Origin of the sequence: Stenotrophomonas sp. S41 (assembly GCF_016624625.1) — a bacterium.
GTDB lineage: Bacteria > Pseudomonadota > Gammaproteobacteria > Xanthomonadales > Xanthomonadaceae > Stenotrophomonas.
The window spans coordinates 19,510-37,370 of sequence record NZ_JACVTV010000004.1; the positions used below are offsets into that span (position 1 = coordinate 19,510).

16 protein-coding genes are annotated in these 17,861 nt (G+C 67.9%); 12 read left to right on the forward strand and 4 right to left on the reverse strand.

Annotation, left to right across the window (positions count from 1 at the left end; all coding sequences use genetic code 11):
• The first annotated feature begins 65 nt into the window (after positions 1–65).
• Complete coding sequence (locus tag IAE56_RS01645) at positions 66–1,352, forward strand: aminotransferase class V-fold PLP-dependent enzyme (protein WP_200751221.1); 1,287 nt, start codon at positions 66–68, stop codon at positions 1,350–1,352.
• A 291-nt stretch (positions 1,353–1,643) separates the two neighbouring features.
• Positions 1,644–1,790 carry a hypothetical protein gene (locus IAE56_RS01650; protein ID WP_164074493.1) on the forward strand — a complete coding sequence of 49 codons (147 nt, stop codon included), beginning with the start codon at positions 1,644–1,646 and terminating at the stop codon, positions 1,788–1,790.
• 373 nt (positions 1,791–2,163) lie between these two features.
• On the opposite strand, the gene ybaL is transcribed toward IAE56_RS01650, so the two are convergent.
• Both ybaL and IAE56_RS01660 read right to left on the reverse strand, forming a co-directional pair.
• Positions 2,164–3,861, reverse strand: a complete 1,698-nt coding sequence (ybaL, locus tag IAE56_RS01655) for a YbaL family putative K(+) efflux transporter (protein ID WP_164074492.1) — start codon at positions 3,859–3,861, stop codon at positions 2,164–2,166.
• A 160-nt stretch (positions 3,862–4,021) separates the two neighbouring features.
• Positions 4,022–6,409 carry a TonB-dependent receptor gene (locus IAE56_RS01660; protein ID WP_200751222.1) on the reverse strand — a complete coding sequence of 796 codons (2,388 nt, stop codon included), beginning with the start codon at positions 6,407–6,409 and terminating at the stop codon, positions 4,022–4,024.
• A 336-nt stretch (positions 6,410–6,745) separates the two neighbouring features.
• Between IAE56_RS01660 and IAE56_RS01665 the strand changes: the two genes are divergently transcribed.
• The gene (locus IAE56_RS01665; RefSeq protein ID WP_108769740.1) at positions 6,746–8,611 is read left to right on the forward strand and encodes an ABC-F family ATP-binding cassette domain-containing protein; all 1,866 of its coding nucleotides are present in this window, start codon (positions 6,746–6,748) and stop codon (positions 8,609–8,611) included.
• 75 nt (positions 8,612–8,686) lie between these two features.
• Here IAE56_RS01665 and ampR read toward each other — a convergent pair whose 3' ends face one another.
• The gene (ampR, locus tag IAE56_RS01670; RefSeq protein ID WP_200751223.1) at positions 8,687–9,553 is read right to left on the reverse strand and encodes a LysR family transcriptional regulator AmpR; all 867 of its coding nucleotides are present in this window, start codon (positions 9,551–9,553) and stop codon (positions 8,687–8,689) included.
• Positions 9,554–9,729: 176 nt separating this feature from the next.
• Here ampR and blaL2 point away from each other — a divergent pair, with 176 nt between their 5' ends.
• The gene (blaL2, locus tag IAE56_RS01675) at positions 9,730–10,644 is read left to right on the forward strand and encodes a L2 family extended-spectrum class A beta-lactamase (protein ID WP_200751224.1); all 915 of its coding nucleotides are present in this window, start codon (positions 9,730–9,732) and stop codon (positions 10,642–10,644) included.
• Positions 10,645–10,704: 60 nt separating this feature from the next.
• The gene (locus IAE56_RS01680) at positions 10,705–11,346 is read left to right on the forward strand and encodes a hypothetical protein (protein WP_200751225.1); all 642 of its coding nucleotides are present in this window, start codon (positions 10,705–10,707) and stop codon (positions 11,344–11,346) included.
• Between the two features lie 92 nt (positions 11,347–11,438).
• Here the strand turns inward: IAE56_RS01680 and IAE56_RS01685 are convergent, their stop codons facing one another.
• Complete coding sequence (locus IAE56_RS01685) at positions 11,439–12,179, reverse strand: DUF3011 domain-containing protein (protein ID WP_200751226.1); 741 nt, start codon at positions 12,177–12,179, stop codon at positions 11,439–11,441.
• 159 nt (positions 12,180–12,338) lie between these two features.
• On the opposite strand from IAE56_RS01685, the gene aspS reads away from it, so the two are divergent.
• The 7 genes from aspS to ruvA all read left to right on the forward strand — a co-directional run bounded on the left by aspS (position 12,339) and on the right by ruvA (position 17,847).
• Positions 12,339–14,090 (forward strand): aspartate--tRNA ligase, encoded by a 1,752-nt coding sequence (aspS, locus tag IAE56_RS01690; RefSeq protein WP_079222905.1) that lies wholly within the window; start codon positions 12,339–12,341, stop codon positions 14,088–14,090.
• A gap of 16 nt (positions 14,091–14,106) precedes the next feature.
• On the forward strand, positions 14,107–14,430 hold the full coding sequence (locus IAE56_RS01695; RefSeq protein WP_164074485.1) for a DNA primase: 324 nt from the start codon (positions 14,107–14,109) through the stop codon (positions 14,428–14,430).
• A 32-nt stretch (positions 14,431–14,462) separates the two neighbouring features.
• Positions 14,463–14,984 (forward strand): GNAT family N-acetyltransferase, encoded by a 522-nt coding sequence (locus IAE56_RS01700; RefSeq protein ID WP_200751227.1) that lies wholly within the window; start codon positions 14,463–14,465, stop codon positions 14,982–14,984.
• A 77-nt stretch (positions 14,985–15,061) separates the two neighbouring features.
• Positions 15,062–15,694, forward strand: coding sequence for an alpha/beta fold hydrolase (locus IAE56_RS01705; protein ID WP_108769731.1), 633 nt, complete (start codon positions 15,062–15,064; stop codon positions 15,692–15,694).
• A 187-nt stretch (positions 15,695–15,881) separates the two neighbouring features.
• Positions 15,882–16,613, forward strand: a complete 732-nt coding sequence (locus tag IAE56_RS01710; RefSeq protein WP_108769730.1) for a YebC/PmpR family DNA-binding transcriptional regulator — start codon at positions 15,882–15,884, stop codon at positions 16,611–16,613.
• Positions 16,614–16,718: 105 nt separating this feature from the next.
• Complete coding sequence (ruvC, locus tag IAE56_RS01715) at positions 16,719–17,240, forward strand: crossover junction endodeoxyribonuclease RuvC (protein ID WP_108769729.1); 522 nt, start codon at positions 16,719–16,721, stop codon at positions 17,238–17,240.
• A 13-nt stretch (positions 17,241–17,253) separates the two neighbouring features.
• Positions 17,254–17,847, forward strand: a complete 594-nt coding sequence (ruvA, locus tag IAE56_RS01720) for a Holliday junction branch migration protein RuvA (protein ID WP_025874676.1) — start codon at positions 17,254–17,256, stop codon at positions 17,845–17,847.
• Positions 17,848–17,861 lie beyond the last annotated feature (14 nt).

Below are 17,861 nucleotides of genomic sequence, written 5' to 3' on the forward strand. Positions count from 1 at the left end.
AGTGGGTCTGACCCGCGCGACACGGCTGCCCTATGGTGGCCGTTTCCCGGATGGAGTCAGGTGCGATGAGTGACCCGCAGTGGCAACTGGAAACCCTGGCCGTGCACGGTGGCTACCGTCCCGACCCGACCACGCGTGCGGTGGCGGTGCCGATCTACCAGACCGTGGCCTACGCCTTCGATGACACCCAGCACGGCGCGGACCTGTTCGACCTGAAGGTGCCGGGCAACATCTACACCCGCATCATGAACCCCACCACCGACGTGCTGGAACAGCGCCTGGCCGCGCTGGAAGGCGGCATCGGTGCACTGGCGCTGGCCTCGGGACAGGCGGCCATCACCTATGCCATCCAGACCATCGCCGAGGCCGGAGACAACATCGTGGCGGCCAGCGCGCTGTATGGCGGCAGCCTCAACCTGCTGGCGCACACGCTGCCGCAGTACGGCATCACCGCGCGCTTTGCCGACCCGGCGGACCCTGCTGCGTTTGCCGCGCTCATCGACGAACGCACCAAGGCCGTGTTCGTCGAGTCCATCGGCAACCCGCGCGGCAATATCACCGACATCGCCGCGATCGCCGAGGTGGCGCATGCCGCCGGTGTACCGCTGATCGTCGACAACACCGTGGCCACGCCATTCCTGCTGCGCCCGTTCGAGCACGGCGCCGATATCGTGGTGCATTCGTTGACCAAGTACCTCGGCGGCCACGGCACCAGCCTGGGTGGCGCGATCGTCGACTCGGGCCGCTTCGACTGGGCCGCGCAGCGCAAACGCTTCGCGCGGCTGAACGAGCCGGACCCCAGCTACCACGGCGTGGTCTATACCGAAGCCCTCGGTCCGGCGGCGTACATCGGCCGCGCGCGGGTGGTGCCGCTGCGCAATACCGGCGCCGCACTGTCGCCGTTCAACGCCTTCCTGATCCTGCAGGGTATCGAAACCCTGGCCCTGCGCATGGAGCGGATCAATGCCAATGCGCTGGCGGTGGCGCAGTACCTGCAGGCGCACGACAAGGTGGCGTGGGTGCGCTATGCCGGCCTGGCCGACGACCCCGAACATGCCGCCGCGCAGCGCTACCTGGGCGGGCACGGCTCCGGCGTACTGACCTTCGGCCTGCCCGGTGGCCGCGACGCAGGCGCACGCTTTCTGGATGCGCTCAAGCTGTTCACCCGCCTGGTGAACCTCGGCGACGCAAAATCGCTGGCCACGCATCCGGCCTCGACCACGCACCGCCAGTTGGATGCCGACGAACTGGCCCGTGCCGGCGTCAGCGAGGACACCGTGCGCCTGTCGATCGGCATCGAACATATCGGCGACCTGCGCGCTGACCTCGAGCAGGCGCTGGCGGCGGCCTGATAGCTGCAGGCTTGGTCGTCATCGCCAGCGGCGATCACCACGCAGGGCAGGATGGGTTACGGTGGAACTGCCTCTCCAAGGCGTGGCAGAACTGGCAATCCCAGCAAGACGAATCCCCGACGGGTGCGGGCCCGCCGGGGATTTTTTTGTACGGCCGGGTAAGGGGTCGGATCCGTTTTCCAACGGAAAACGGCTCTGACCCCGGTAAGCCAGAAACGCCCGATTGACCCGGAGGCTGCATTCAGTCCAAATGCCGATACGACGGAGTTTCACAATCAGGACGTGACTCGGATGAAGAAATCGACCCTGGCAATCGCAGCTGTCCTCACAGTGCTGTTTGCCTCATGGCACAACCGCACAGCGTTGTTTGAAATCTACGATCAGGCCAATGCGACCTCGCAGCATCTCCAGGCAGAGCACGCCGCGAAGCCTGATTGATCACAAGAGCATCCACGCATGGCGTGGATCTACCGTGTCGACCAAGGTCGACACCTACCAGAGCAGAACAAGGTCAGAGCCCGTTACGCAGCCACGGGATCCGACCCCGTGCCGACCAACGGTCGGCACCCACCAACATCAGCAGTTCCAACATCAGCATTTCCGACAGCCGCGGGAAAGTGTCGAAGGCGGGGTGGGTCCGGTGGCAGGGGTGTGAGCGGCATGGATGCCGCGACCAAGCCCCCATGGATGGGTTTACGGCGTCCCCTGCCACCGGACCCGCCCCGCCATCCCACGGATAGTCAGCTTTTGGCGTTGAAGTTGCCGTTGATTCTGCAGGTGCAGGGCTGCAAGCCCTGCCACGCCCCACCCCTCACACCACCGGGATGCTGTGCTGCCCCAGATTCCGGTACGGCGGCGTCGACATGATCATCTCCGCCAGCGAATACGCCAGCTCGCGCTCGGCCATCACCGTGCCATCGGCACCGTGTTCCAGCAGATGCTTCACTTCCGCATCGCTGTGCGCCCGCGCCAGCAGGGTCAGGTCCGGGTTGATCGCCCGAAGCTTGGCCAGCGCCTCACCGGCTTCCAGCGGCTGCGGAATGGCCAGCACCGCGATCTTCGCCCGCTCCGGATGGGCCTCGGCCAGCACCCGGTCGGCCGCCGCGCTGCCGCGGATCGCCGCCAGGCCCTTGGCGTGCGCCTGCTCGACGTGTTCCTTGTTGTCATCGATCACCAGCACCGGCACGCCACGGTCGCGCAGCACCTGCGCCAGCTCGCTGCCCACGCGGCCGTAGCCGATCACGATGGCGTGGCCATGCAGGTCGCGCGAGGGGCCGGTGGCCTCTTCGGGCTCGGCCGCCTGCGTCGACTGCTCCTGCTTGGCCTGCCAGCGGTCCAGCAGGCCGAACACCAGTGGGTTCAGCATGATCGACACCAGCGCGCCGGCCAGCACCAGTGACTGGCCTTCCTTGGGCAGGATCTGCAGGGCGACGCCGAGGCCGGCGATGATGAAGGCGAATTCGCCGATCTGCGCCAGACTGGCCGAGATGGTCAGCGCGGTGCTGGTCGGGTGGCCGAAGGCGCGCACGATGAAGAACGCCGCCGCCGACTTGCCGAACATGATGATCGCCACCGTCGCCAGCACCTGCCACGGGTGCTGCACGATGATGTTGGGGTCGAACAGCATGCCGACCGAGACGAAGAACAGCACCGCGAACGCATCGCGCAGCGGCAGCGAATCATGCGCCGCCTTGTGGCTCAGTTCGGATTCGTTGAGCAGCATGCCGGCGAAGAACGCGCCCAGCGCGAAGGACACGCCGAACAGCATGGCCGAGCCGAACGCCACGCCCAGCGCGATGGCCAGCACCGACAGGGTGAACAGCTCGCGAGAACCGGTACCGGCGATGCGCTCCAGGATCCACGGAATGACCCGGCGGCCGACCACCAGCATCACCGCCACGAACAGGCCCAGCTGCACGAAGGTCCAGCCGATGTCGGCCAGCACGCTGCCGAGGGTGTGGGTTTCCTTGGCGGCGTCGGGGCCGAACACACCGGCCAGCACCGGCATCATCACCAGTGCCAGGACGCAGGCCAGGTCCTCGACGATCAGCCAGCCCACCGCGATCTTGCCGCGCAGGGTTTCCAGCAGGCGGCGTTCTTCCATCGCCCGCAGCAGCACCACGGTACTGGCGGTGGCCAGCGAGAAACCGAAGATGACCCCGTGCAGGGCCGGCCAGCCCATCAGCCAGGCCACGCCCCAGCCCAGCAGGGTGGCCACGGCGATCTGGCCGATGGCACCGGGGATGGCGATGGCCTTCACCGCCATCAGGTCCTTCAGCGAGAAGTGCAGGCCGACGCCGAACATCAGCAGCATCACGCCCAGTTCGGCCAGCTGGTTGGCCAGCGCCTGGTCGGCGACGAAGCCGGGGGTGAACGGGCCGACGCAGATGCCAGCCACCAGATACCCGACCAGAGGAGACAAGCGCAGCTTGTTGGCCAGCGCGCCGAAGATGAAGGCGAGCCCCAGGCCAACGGCCACGATGTTGATCAGGTCGGTGTCATGGTGCATCGGCACTCGCAGGAAATCGGAGGGGATGCCCCGATTTTCACCGATGCGGCCACATACGGCAAACCGTAAACGAGAATGGGGTCAGATCCCTTTTCCCGCAGGAAAAGGGCTCTGACCCCACCAGGGCCCGGGAATGCCGGCCAGCGGCCGGCGTTACCCCTTACCAGTTGTACTTGATGCGGCCGTACACATACGCGCCGTTGAAGCCGAACGGCGAGTAGTTGCTGTAGGGCAGCATGCCGAAGGTCGAGTTCTGCAGGTCTTCGGTGCGGTCCGGGTACTCGTCCAGCAGGTTGTCGGCGCCCAGGGTCAGGGTCCAGTTGCTGCTCGGCTTGTAGCTCACCGAAGCATCCAGCACCCACTTGTCGCCGTAGGTCTGGTCGCGCAGGGCGGTGGCCGAGTTGCGCACGGTGAACTCACCGTAGTGCGTGGCCGCCAGGCCCAGTTCCCAGTGGTCCGAACGCCAGGTGCCGCTCAGCACGGTCTTGTCGCGCGGGTAGCTGTCCTCGATGCGGCCGATCTCATCACGGCCGATCAGCGACTGGGTCAGGCCCAGGGTGCCGAACACGGCCGGGGTGCCGCCGACGCGCTGCACCTTGGTGTCGTTGTAGCTGTAGGCCGCGGTCAGTTCCAGGCTGCTGGCCGCGAACGGCACGGTGTAGCTGGAGACGAAATCAACACCGCGGGTGCGGGTGTCCAGGCCGTTGGTGAAGTACGAGAACGCGGTCACCTGCGGCAGGCCCAGCGTGCCCAGCAGTGCGCTGGTGGCGGCGTTGGTGGTGATGCTGGACGACAGCGCGATGCGGTTGTCGATGTCGATCTGGTAGGCATCGACGGTGATGTACAGGCGGTCCACCGGCTGCAGCACCAGGCCCAGGCTGTAGGAGGTGGACGTTTCCGCCTTCAGCGGCGAAGCGCCCAGCGCCTGTGCGGCCGCGCTGGTGGTGGGGAAGGTGCCGCGTTCGACGAACACGCCGTTGGTGAACTGGCTGGTCACCGCCTGGTAGCCCTGCTGGGCCAGCGACGGGGCGCGGAAACCGCTGGAGGCGGTGGCACGCAGCGCGACCTTGTCGGTGAAGGCATAGCGCGCCGACAGCTTGCCGGAGAAGCGGTCACCGAAGTCCGAGTAATCCTCGTAGCGGCCGGTTACGCCGGCGGAGAACTTGTCGGTCAGGTCCGCTTCCAGGCCGGCATAGACGGCGTAGTTGTGGCGGTCGGCGTGCACTTCATTGGTGGGGGTGAAGCCGGCGAAGCCCTGCGCACCGGTGCCGGTGTAGGAGTTCAGTTCGCCCGGGTTCTGGTCCCACTTTTCCTTGCGGTATTCACCACCGAAGGACAGGGTGACCGGATAGGCCAGGCCCCAGTCCAGCGACTTGGTGAAGTCGGCATTGAAGATGTCCTGCTGGTACTTCAGCGTGCCGTCGTAGAACGAGCGCGGGCTGGTGGCGCCCAGGCTGTAGTTGATGCTGTTGCGGGTGTTGAAGTCCAGGGTGTTCTCGCCGTGGTTCAGGCTCAGGTCCCAGGTCCAGCCGCTGTCGGTGTTGCCCTTGACGCCGGCCACCAGCGAGCGGTCCTTCGAGTACTGGTTGATCTCCGGCACGTAGCCGTCCGGGTAGATCTGCGACAGCAGCGCGGTCTGGCTGCTGTGGTTGGGCGAGCGGTAGAACGCGAACGAGGTGATGTCGCGGTTGCTGAGCAGCGCGCTGGCGTAGCCGGTCACGTGGTCGCTGAAATCGAAGCTGCCGTTGAGCGAGGCCGCGGTGGCATCCACGCGCGGGTCGCCGACGACGAAGGTGGTTTCACCGATGGCCGGGAAATTGCCGGTGTTCGGGGTGGTGCCGCGGTACGGGCCGGCGCGGTTGCTTTCGTCCTGCTGGCTGATCTGGCCGGCCACGTGCACGCGGCCACGGCCGTTGGCGAACTCGACGCCGGTGTCGCCGGAGAGCTGGTACTTGTTGCCGTCACCGGCCGAGTACTGGCCATAGTCCACGGCCAGGCTGCCGCCACTGCCGCTGCCCTTCAGCACGATGTTGATGACGCCGGCGATGGCATCGGAGCCGTACTGGGCCGAGGCGCCGTCACGCAGCACTTCCACGCGCTCGATGGCGGCGATCGGGATGGCATTGATGTCCACCGCCGAGGAGCCACGGCCGATGGTGCCGTTGACGTTGATCATCGCCGAGGTGTGCTGGCGCTTGCCGTTCACCAGCACCAGCACCTGGTCGGGCGAGAGGCCGCGCAGCTGTGCCGGGCGCACGCCGCTGGTGCCGTCGGTCAGGGCCGGGCGCGGGAAGTTCAGCGAAGGCAGGGCACGCGACAGCGCGGTCGCCAGTTCGCCGGAACCGGTGGACTGCAGGATTTCCGGGGTGATGATGTCGATCGGCGACTGCGACTCGGCGACCGTACGGTCGGCCACGCGGGTACCGGTGACGATCACCGTATCGAGGGTGTTGGCGGCGGTGCCGGTCTGCTGGGCAGCAGCGGCGAACGAAGCGCCACCGAGTGCGACAGCGATGGCGGCGGCGATCAGGCTGGTCTTGCGGTTCATCGGGGTGGGGCTCCGGTTGGCGGGAACTGGCACCGGAATCGACATCACGGGGGTGAGGCGGACGACGGTTGTTGCGGTGCGCAATACAGCAATTAACGGGAATTTAAGCAGCTGTCAAATGCGCGTCATGTGAAAAAACGTTGCAAAAGCAATCATTTAGCTGTGGCGGGCATTGGCGGGGGAGGGGCCCGGGAGGCGCGCGGACTCGACGAGGGAGAGATGTGGAGCGACCGCGTCGCTTCCCGGGGCGCGTCAAGTATTCGTTAACGATAGAATTGCGTCGCAGGAACAGTGCTCACCAGCACATTCCATTCGGTTATATGGACGCCTTCCCCCATGATTTCGCTTCGTAATTTCGCCTTGCGCCGCGGCGAGCGGCTGCTGTTGTCCAATGTCGACCTGACCCTGCACGCCGGTTACCGGGTGGGTGTGGTCGGCCGCAACGGTGCTGGCAAGTCCAGCCTGTTCGCGGCAGTGAAGGGCGAGCTGGAGGCGGACAAGGGCGACGTCGACCTGCCCGGCAAGGTGCGCATCGCCAGCGTCGCCCAGGAAACCCCGTCGCTGCCCGACCCGGCGCTGAGCTTCGTGCTGGGCGGCGATACCGAGGTGGCCGCGGTGCTGGCCGCCGAGGCCGACGCCACCGCCCGTGAGGACTGGGAAGCGGTGGCCGAGGCGCATACGCGCATGGCCGAGCTGAACGCCTACGACGCCGAAGCGCGCGCCGGCAAGCTGCTGCACGGCCTGGGCTTCCCGGCCGAGACCCACCACCGCGCGGTGTCCTCGTTCTCCGGCGGCTGGCGCGTGCGCCTGAACCTGGCACGCGCGCTGATGATGCCCAGCGACCTGCTGCTGCTCGACGAACCGACCAATCACCTCGACCTGGACGCGGTGTACTGGCTGGAACAGTGGCTGCTGAAGTACCCGGGCACCCTGCTGCTGATCTCGCATGACCGCGAGTTCCTCGACAACGTGGCCACCCACACCCTGCACCTGCACGGTGGCGGCGCCAAGCTCTACCCGGGCGGCTACACCGATTTCGAGCGCCAGCGCGCCGAACAGCTGCGCCAGCAGCAGATCGCGCACGAGAAGGAACAGGCCGAGCGCGCCCACCTGCAGAGCTTCATCGACCGCTTCAAGGCGCAGGCCAGCAAGGCCGCGCAGGCGCAGAGCCGCATGAAGCGCCTGGCCAAGCTGGCCGGTACCGAAGCGGTGCGCGCCGAGCGCGAGTTCCGCATCGAGTTCGCGCCGCCGGCCAAGCTGCCGTTCTCGCTGATCCGCCTGAACCACGTCGAGGCCGGCTACGGCGCCGATGCGGTGATCCTGCACAACGTCGGCTTCGGCCTGGAAGCTGGCCAGCGTATCGGCCTGCTCGGCCCCAACGGTGCCGGTAAGACCACCCTGGTGAAGACCCTGGTGGGCGAGTTGATGCCGATTGCCGGCGAGCGCTCGGCGCACCCGGACCTGAAGATCGGCTACTTCGCCCAGCACACGGTGGAATCGCTGCACGAAGGCCAGTCGCCGATGGAGCACTTCCGCGAGATCGCCCCGGATGCGCCGAACCAGTCGTTCCGCGATTTCCTTGGCAAGTGGAATTTCCCCGGTGACCGCGCGTTCGAACCGGTCGATGGCTTCTCCGGTGGTGAGCGCGCGCGCCTGGCGCTGGCGCTGATCGCGTGGCAGCAGCCGAACGTGCTGCTGCTCGACGAACCGACCAACCACCTTGACCTGGAAATGCGTGAAGCGCTGGCCGAAGCGCTGGCTGATTTCGACGGCGCGATCGTGATGGTCTCGCATGACCGCCACCTGATCGGCCTGGTCTGCGACACCTTCTGGCGCGTGGCCGATGGCGTGGTCGAGCCGTTCGACGGCGACCTCGATGCCTACGCCGCCTGGCTGCGTACCCGTCCGCAGGCGCAGGGCACCAAGGCGCGCATGGAGCAGGTGGAAGAGCCGGTGGTGGTCAAGACCGCCCCGGTGGCGCAGGTGGTGCAGAAGAAGCCGGCCAATCCGCACAAGCTGGCCGCCGCCGAAACCAAGGTCTCCGAGCTGGAAAACAGCCTGGCCGAGCTGGACCGCCAGCTGGCCGACCCGGCCAACTACGCCGATGCCACCCGCATGGCCGTGCTCGGCCGCGACCGCGAAACCACCGCCGCGCAGCTGGAAAAAGCCGAAGCCGCGTGGATGGAGCTGCTGGAGTCGTAACCCCGCGTTCGCCGGGCATGGCCCGGCGCTACCATTGCCGCCGATGAAGGTAGCGCCGGGCCATGCCCGGCGAGGTTACCCGCCCTGCGCCTGCAGCCACTCGCGGAAGCGGCGGGCCGGTTCGCGTTCGGCGCGTGAGCGCAGCCGCGTCAGCCAGTAGCGGCCCAGTTCCAGCGTGGTCGTGAACGGCTGCAGCAGGCGGCCTTCGGCCAGTTCCTGCTCGAACATGCGCAGCGGCAGCAGGGCGACGCCGGCGCCGCCGGCTGCGGCCATCGCCACGGTCAGCGACGAATCGAACACCGGCCCGCGCGCTTCAACGCCGCTCACCCCGGCCGTCTGCAGCCAGCGCGGCCACTCATCGCTGCGGTACGAACGCAGCAGCGGCACCGTTCCCAGGTCGCGCGGCTGCTTCAGCCGTCTCGCCAGCGCCGGTGCGCACAACGGCGCGAACGGCGCATCGAGGATCGCCGTGCAGGCCTGGCCCTGCCAATCGCCGTCGCCGAAGCGGATCGCCAGGTCGAGGCCTTCGCCAGCCAGGTCGATGCGGTTGTTATGGGTCTGCAGGCGCAGCTCGATATCCGGGTGCGCCGCTTCAAAGGCCGCCAGCCGCGGCAGCAGCCAGCCGGTGGCGAAGGTGCCGACCACGCCCAGGGTCAGCACTTCGCGCGCCGGGCCGCCGGTGTAGCGGGCGATGCTGGCCGAGATGCGTTCGAAGGACTCATTGAGCACTGGGAACAGCGCCGCGCCCTCGTCGGTCAGGGCCACCCCGCGGGGCAGGCGGTGGAACAGGCGGATGCCCAGCCGGTCTTCCAGCCCGCGGATCTGGTGGCTGAGCGCGGCCTGGCTGACGCACAGCTCCAGGGCTGCGCGGGTGAAGTTCTGGTGCCGGGCGGCGGCCTCGAAGGCGCGCAGGGCGTTGAGCGGCAGGGTAGGGTGCAGCATGGCCAGGGGTGAGGCGGGGTGATGGCTGATCCTAGCGCGACCGGTCACACCTTCGCCATGGCGCGGGTTTTATAGCGACAGGCATGAATGAAATTCATGCCTGTCCCTGAAAATTCCCGCTGGTGGTAGCGGTAGCAGCCTCCCAATAATCGGGTCTCGTTCACCGGAGCCCGCCCATGCACGCCCGCCGTCGATTCCTGCAGTTCAGTGGTGCCGCCCTCGCATCCTCCCTGCTTGCACCCGCATTGGCGCGGGCCGCTGGCCCCGCGCCCGGTAGCCCCGGCGCCCCTGCCGCGATTGCGAGCGCCGCCGATTTCGCCGCGCTGGAAAAAGCCAGTGGTGGTCGCCTGGGCGTGACCGTGCTCGACACCGGCAGCGGCCGTCGCATCGGCGGGCATCGCCAGGACGAGCGCTTCCCGATGTGCAGCACGTTCAAATCGATGCTGGTGGCCCACGTGCTGAGCCTGGCCGACGCCGGACGCATCTCGCTGGACACCCGCGTGCCGATCGCCGAAAAAGACCTGCTGTCCTACGCCCCGGTGGCTCGCCGCCACGTCGGCAAGGACCTGAGCGTGCGCGACCTGTGCCGCGGTACGCTGACCACCAGCGACAACACCGCTGCCAACCTGCTGCTGGGCGTGAGTGGCGGCCCGCCGGCGCTGACCGCCTTCCTGCGCGCGCAGGGCGACACGGTCACCCGCAACGACCGCTACGAGCCAGACATGAACCGGTTCGCCAAGGGCGATCCGCGCGACACCACCAGCCCCGCGGCGATGGCGGCCAGCCTGGCCCGCTTCACAGTAGGGGATGGTCTGTCGGAAAAATCCCGGCTGCAGCTCGCCGACTGGCTGATCGACAACCAGACCGGCGATGCCTGCCTGCGCGCCGGCGTGGGCAAGCGCTGGCGGGTGGGTGACAAGACCGGCAGCAATGGCGAGGACACCCGCAACGACATCGCCGTGCTGTGGCCGCGTGCCGGCGGTACGCCGTGGGTGGTGACGGCGTATCTGCAGGGGGCTTCGGTGGACGATGACCAGCGCGCGGCGGTGCTGGCGCGGGTCGGTGCGCTGGCCGACGCGATGATTGCCTGAGACCCCCGCAGGAGGGCGCTGCGGTTTGCGCCTGCCGGGCATGGCCGTTAGGGTTGGGGCATGAATGTACGTGCCCCTCTGCTTTCCGTTGCCGCGCTGTGCAGCCTGGCCGCCTGTTCGCAGCAGCCGCCTGCGATCAACCACGACCTGTCCACGGCCCCGGCCGATGCGTTCATGGCGGCCATTGCCGCCCACTGCGGGCAGGCCTATGCCGGCAAGGTGGTGGAAGACACCCCGGCACCGACCGGCGAGGATCCCTTCGCCGGCAAGCGCCTGGTGATGCATGTGCGTGGCTGCGCCGACCCGGGACACGAACTGCGCATCCCGTTCCATGTCGGCGATGACCATTCGCGGACCTGGATCGTCACCCGCACCGAGAACGGGCTGAAGCTCAAGCACGACCACCGCCATGCCGATGGCAGCCCGGATGGGATCACCCTGTATGGCGGCAACAGCAAGCCGCCGGGCACCGCCGAGCGCCAGCAGTTCCCGGCCGATGGCGAATCGGTGGCGATGTTCCGCCGCGCCGACATGCTGGCCTCGACCCACAACACCTGGGCGATGGAGATCGAACCGGACCAGCGCTTCGTCTATGAGCTGACCCGGCCGGAGGGGCGCCGCTTCCGCGTCGAATTCGACCTCAGCACGCCGGTGCCGCTGCCGCCGGCCCCGTGGGGCGACCAGCCCCCGCCGGCGCCCTGACCGCTCTATCCGGTAGCGCCGGGCCATGCCCGGCGGCTTTTCTGTGCTTGACCGCGCTGCTGCGCTCGCCGGGCATGGCCCGGCGCTACCGCTCAACGGGTCCCGAAGCGCGCCCGGCAGCCGTTGCTCACCCACACCTGCCCACGCGAATAGCCCCAGCTGCGGCCTTCCTGGCAGGCGCTGCCGGACAGCTGCTGCTGCAGCACCGGGCGGCCCTGGCGCTCATCCCAGTCGCAGTTCTGGGTGCGATTGTTGTTGCTGCTGCAGGTGATGGAGTAGTTGCTGTTGCCGCCGCCCCAGTTGCCGCCATTCCCACCGCCCCAGCCGCCACGCGATTCGGCGAACTCGCCGCGGCAGCCGCGGTTGACCCAGATGCTGCCGCGCCGCACGCCCCAGGTCTGGCCCTCGACGCAGGCCGAGCCGGAAATCTGCCGGACCAGGGTCGCGCCGCGCCAGTTGGTCGGGCAGGTGCGCTCGCGGCTGTCCTGGCTCTCGCAGCGGATGGTGCCGCCGCTGCCGCCGCCCCAGTTGCCGCCATTGCCACCGCCCCAGCCGCCGCGGCCCTCGACGAACTCGGCCCGGCAGCCATTGGTGACCCAGATGCTGCCGTTGCGGCTGCCCCAGGTGCGGCCCTCCACGCAGGATGAGCCGGACAGCTGGCGCACCATCTGCGCGCTGCGCCAGCCGGTGTTGCAGACCCGCTCGCGGTTGTTCTGGCTCTCGCAGCGGACGACGCCGTTCTGCGCAGCGGCGGGGGCGACGGGCAGGGCGAGGCCGGCAAGGCCGCCCACGGACAAGGTCAGGGCCAGGCTGGCCAGGGACAGCGGTTTCATGGCGAATCCCCATACGGTGTGTGGTGCGCGACTATAAGGACGGGGCGGATAAAGCCCGTGTGACTGTCCGCATTTGCCCCGGCCGGGGCCTCGGCCGCAGAATACGGGGCTTTCCGGTCCCCGTCGGGCGCCGGCGTTCTCCAGCGGAGCTTTCCCCCCATGCGTACCCACTTCTGCGGCCTGGTCGATGAGACCCTGATTGGCCAGACTGTCACCCTCGCCGGCTGGACCGACGTGGCCCGTAACCAGGGCGGCGTCTGCTTCATCGATCTCCGCGATCATGAAGGCATCGTGCAGGTGACCGTCGAGGTCGACAACGCCGAAGTGTTTGCCGTGGCTGCCTCGCTGGGCTACGAGGACGTGCTGCAGGTCGAAGGCGTGGTGCGCGCCCGCCACGCGGTGAACGACAAGATGGCCACCGGCAAGGTGGAAGTGATCGCCACCGCCATCACCGTGCTGAACAAGGCCGCCCCGCTGCCGTTCCACGCGCACGAGAACCCGGGCGAAGACACCCGCCTGAAGTACCGCTACCTGGACCTGCGCCGCCCGGAAATGCAGCGCATGCAGCGCACCCGCATCAAGCTGGTGCAGGCCCTGCGCCGCCACCTGGACGAGCGCGGCTTCCAGGACATCGAAACCCCGATCCTGACCAAGGCCACCCCGGAAGGCGCCCGCGACTTCCTGGTGCCGGCGCGCATGCACCCGGGCGAGTTCTACGCCCTGCCGCAGAGCCCGCAGCTGTTCAAGCAGATCCTGATGGTGGCCGGCTTCGACCGTTACTACCAGATCGCGCGCTGCTTCCGCGATGAGGCCCTGCGTGCCGACCGCCAGCTGGAATTCACCCAGCTGGACATGGAATTCGCCTTCGTCCGCGAACAGGACGTGCAGGACTTCGTCGAGTCGATGATCCGCGCCATCTTCAAGGAAGTGGTCGACGTCGAGCTGGCCGCCACCTTCCCGCGCATGACCTGGGCAGAGGCGATGCGTCGCTACGGTTCGGACAAGCCGGACCTGCGCATCGCGCTGGAACTGGTGGACGTGGCCGAACTGGTCAAGGACAGCGAGTTCGCCGTGTTCACCGGCCCGGCCAATGACGCCGAAGGCCGCGTGGCCGCGCTGCGCATCCCGGGCGGCGCCACCCTGTCGCGCAAGCAGATCGACGAATACGCCGCGCACGCCGCCAAGTACGGCGCCAAGGGCCTGGCCTACATCAAGATCGCCGACAACGGCGAAGTCAGCTCGCCGATCCAGAAGTTCTTCAGCGAGGCATCGTTCGCCGCCCTGGTCGCCCACGTTGGCGCCGGCAACGGCGACATCGTGTTCTTCGGTGCCGGTGGCTACAACAAGGTGTCCGACTTCATGGGCGCCCTGCGCCTGAAGGCCGGCAAGGACTTCGGCCTGGTCGCCGACGGCTGGGCCCCGCTGTGGGTCACCGACTTCCCGATGTTCGAATGGGACGACGAAGACCAGCGCTACGTCGCCCTGCATCACCCCTTCACCGCACCGGCCGTGGACGACATCGCCGACCTGCGCGCCAACGCCCGTACCGCCGTGTCGCGCGGCTACGACATGGTGCTCAACGGCAATGAAATCGGCGGCGGCTCGATCCGTATCCACCGCCCGGACATGCAGAGCGCGGTGTTCGAACTGCTGGGCATCGGCGCCGAAGAGGCCCGTGCCAAGTTCGGCTTCCTGCTCGACGCGCTGAACTACGGCGCGCCGCCGCACGGCGGCATCGCCTTCGGCATCGACCGCATCGCCGCGCTGATGGCCGGCACCGAGTCGATCCGCGACGTCATCCCGTTCCCGAAGACCACCGGTGCGCAGGACCTGATGACCGATGCGCCGTCGCCGATCGTCGATACGCAGCTGGCCGAAGTGCACATCCAGGTTCGCCCCAAGACCAACTGATCAGGAGATCCAGGCAATGACCGAGTTTGCGTTTTCGCTGGAGTGGGAAAAGCTGGGCAATGAAGGCTCCGAGGCCAACCTGGTCACCGAGCGTGCACGTGTCTTCGGTGGTTGGCTGGTCCGCGTCGGTACCAACCCGGCGGCGATGGCCCTGACCTTCGTCGCCGACGGCGAAGGCCGCTGGGACGGTGAAGACTTCGGCGTCGAGGATTACGAGGACGACGAAGAGGAAGAGTTCGACGAGGACGAGGAAGAAGAAGGCGAGGACGAGGACGAAGAGGAATACGAGGAAGAGGACGAGGAAGAAGAGGACGAAACCGAGTCGTCGGAACGGGCTTGACCCCGACCGTCGCCCTGGCGTCCACTCGACCCATGTATTCCATCCGCCGCGCCACCGTGGACGACGCGCCGACCCTGTCGGCGCTGGCTGCCGGCACGTTCACCGAGACCTTCGGCCATCTGTACCCGCCGCAGCACCTGCAGGACTTCCTCGAGGAGTCCTATACGGTGGAACGGCAGCGCACCATCCTGGCCCACCCCGATTACGCGGTGTGGCTGCTGGAGCTGGACGGGGAGGCGGTCGGCCATGCCGCCGCCGGCCCCTGCGGGCTGCCGCACCCGGACGTGAAGCCCGGTGACGGTGAGCTCAAGCGCCTGTACCTGATCAAGACCCAGCAGAGTTGCGGCTGGGGCAGCCGCCTGCTGGAAACCGCACTGGCCTGGCTGGAGCAGGACGGCCCGCGCACCCTGTGGCTGGGGGTGTGGTCGGAAAACTTCGGCGCCCAGCGCTTCTATGCCCGCTACGGCTTCGAGAAAGCCGGCGAATACCTCTTCCCGGTCGGCGAAACCAACGACCTGGAATTCATCCTGCGCCGGGCTCCGCGCCCGGCGTGAGATGTTCACCGGCGCTTGCCGGTCGATTCTGTTCAATCACCGTACGTCCCGCCCCGCCGAACGCCAGGCTGTAACGCATGACTCCCCCCGTACTGCTGCTGCACGGCATCTGGAATGCCCGCGCCTGGGTCGGGCCACTGGCCTGGCGCCTGCGCGCCCGTGGTTTCCAGGTGCATACCTTCGGTTACCCCTCCATCTTCGGTGGCCCCGATGTGGCCGTGCCGCAGCTGCTGGAGCGGCTGGCCGACGCCGGCCCGCTGTCGCTGGTCGGCCACAGCCTGGGCGGCCTGCTGGCGCTGGAGGCCCTGCGCCGCCAGCCGCAGCTGGACGTGCAGCGCGTGGTCTGCCTGGGCTCGCCGCTGCGCGGCAGCGGCACGGCGCGCTCGCTGTCCGACCATGGCTGGGGCCTGGCCCTGGGGCGCAGCAGCGAACTGCTTCTCGATGGCCTGCCGGACTGGCAGGGCAGGGCGAAGGTCGGCCTGATCGCCGGCTCGGTGCCGCACGGGCTGGGCAGCCTGCTGGGGGCGCTGGATGACGTATCCGACGGCACCGTGGCCCTGGCCGAGACCCAGCTCCCGGGCCTGGCCGACCACTGCGTGGTGCGCACCAGCCACAGCGGCCTGGTGGTATCGCCCGATGCCGCGCGGCAGACCGCGCATTTCCTGCGCCACGGCCAGTTCGACCACAGCCGCGACGCCGCGGCCGCGTAGGTTGGTGGGTGCGACCGACCTGCACTGGTGGGTGCGAACCGTTGGTTCGCACGCCTTTCGCCGGGCATGGCCCGGCGCTACCGTGGGGCATCGTTCCCGGCGGCATCAGCCCGCCCTAGACACGGTTGCCGCCGCCGATCAGGTAGAATCCGCGCCTTGATCCTGAAGCAGCCAGACGGTAACACCCATGGGAAGAGGTCCCTCGATCGAAAACCGCAAAAACGCGTCTGACGCGAAGCGCGGCAAGATTTTCACCAAGATCATCCGCGAGATCGGCGTTGCCGCGCGCGGCGGTGGAGGCGACCCCAACAACAACCCGCGCCTGCGCGTGGCCATGGACAAGGGTCTGAGCGTGAACATGTCCAAGGACGTGATCGAGCGCGCCATCAAGAAGGCCACCGGTGAACTGGAAGGCGTCGATTACGAGGAAATCCGCTACGAGGGCTACGCCCCGGGCGGCGTCGCCGTCATCGTCGACTGCCTGACCGACAACCGCGTGCGTACCGTGGCCGATGTCCGCCACGCGTTCAGCAAGTGCGGCGGCAACATGGGCACCGAAGGCTCGGTCGCCTTCATGTTCAAGCGCCTGGGCGTGCTGCATTTCGCCGCCGGTGCCGATGAAGAAGCGATCACCGAAGCGGCCATCGAGGCCGGCGCCGACGACATCGTGGTCTACCCCGAAGACGGTGCGATCGACGTGGTCACCAGCCCGGACGCGTTCAACGCGGTCAAGGATGGAATGGCCGCGGCCGGCCATGTTGCCGACCACGCCGAGATCACCTTCCGCGCGGACAACGACATCAAGGTCGAGGGCGACGTCGCCCTGCAGGTCAAGAAGCTGCTGGACATGCTGGAAGACCTGGACGACGTGCAGGACGTGTACTCCAACGCCGAACTCGGCGCCGACGCCTACGCCTGAGCCGTCCCAGACGGTCTGGGCGCGGGCCGTTGAACGGTCACCGCGGACAGTCATGAGCCCATACGCCTGCCAGCGTTTCCCGTTCCACCCGGCCAGGAGTGCCGCATGACCCGCATCCTCGGCATCGACCCCGGTTCCCAGCGGACCGGGGTCGGCATCATTGATGTCGACGCCGCCGGCAAGGTCAGCCACGTGCACCACCAACCGCTGGTGCTGCTGGGCGCCGACGATTTCCCCCAGCGCATGAAGCTGCTGGTGCTGGGCCTGGCCGATCTGTGCCAGACGTACCAGCCGGACGAAGTGGCCATTGAAAAGGTCTTCATGGCGCGCAACCCCGATTCGGCTCTGAAGCTGGGCCAGGCCCGTGGCGCGGCGATCTCGGCGGTGGTCCTGCGCGACCTGCCGGTGCACGAATACGCCGCCAGCGAGATCAAGCTGGCCGTGGTCGGCCGCGGTGGCGCCGAAAAGCAACAGGTTCAACACATGGTCGGGCTCATGCTCAACCTGAAAACCAAGCTGCAGGCCGACGCGGCCGACGCGTTGGCGGTGGCAATCACCCATGCCCACGTAAGGGCGACGGCCAACCGCCTGGGGCTCAGTGCCCGCCAGGCCTGGGGCCGCAAATGAGGAGCTGCACGCAATGATCGGTCGACTGCGCGGCATCGTCGCCTACAAGGCACCGCCGTGGCTGGTGGTGGACGTGAACGGGGTGGGCTACGAACTGGAGGCGCCGATGAGCACCTTCTACGACCTGCCCGAACTCGGCCGCGAGGTCACCCTGTACACCCATTACTCGCAGAAGGAAGACAGCGTCTCGCTGTACGGCTTCCTGCGCGAGGGTGAGCGCAGGCTGTTCCGCGATGTGCAGAAGGTCAGCGGCATCGGCGCGAAGATCGCGCTGGCCGTGCTGTCCGGCGTCACCGTCGAGGAGTTCGCGCGCATGGTCCAGGCCGGTGACATCACCGCGCTGACCCGCATCCCGGGCATCGGCAAGAAGACCGCCGAGCGCATGGTGCTGGAGCTGCGTGACCGCGCCGCCCAGTTCGGTGCCGGCGGCGCCCTGCCCACCGGCAGTGGCCCGGCCCCGGCCGATCCGCTGTCCGACGCCACCGTGGCCCTGCAGCAGCTGGGCTACAAGCCGACCGAAGCGGCGCGAATGGCCCGCGAAGCCTTCAATGAAGGCGACGAAGTGGCCACCGTCATCCGCAAGGCCCTGCAGTCGGCGCTGCGCTGAAGCGCGCGCTGGTC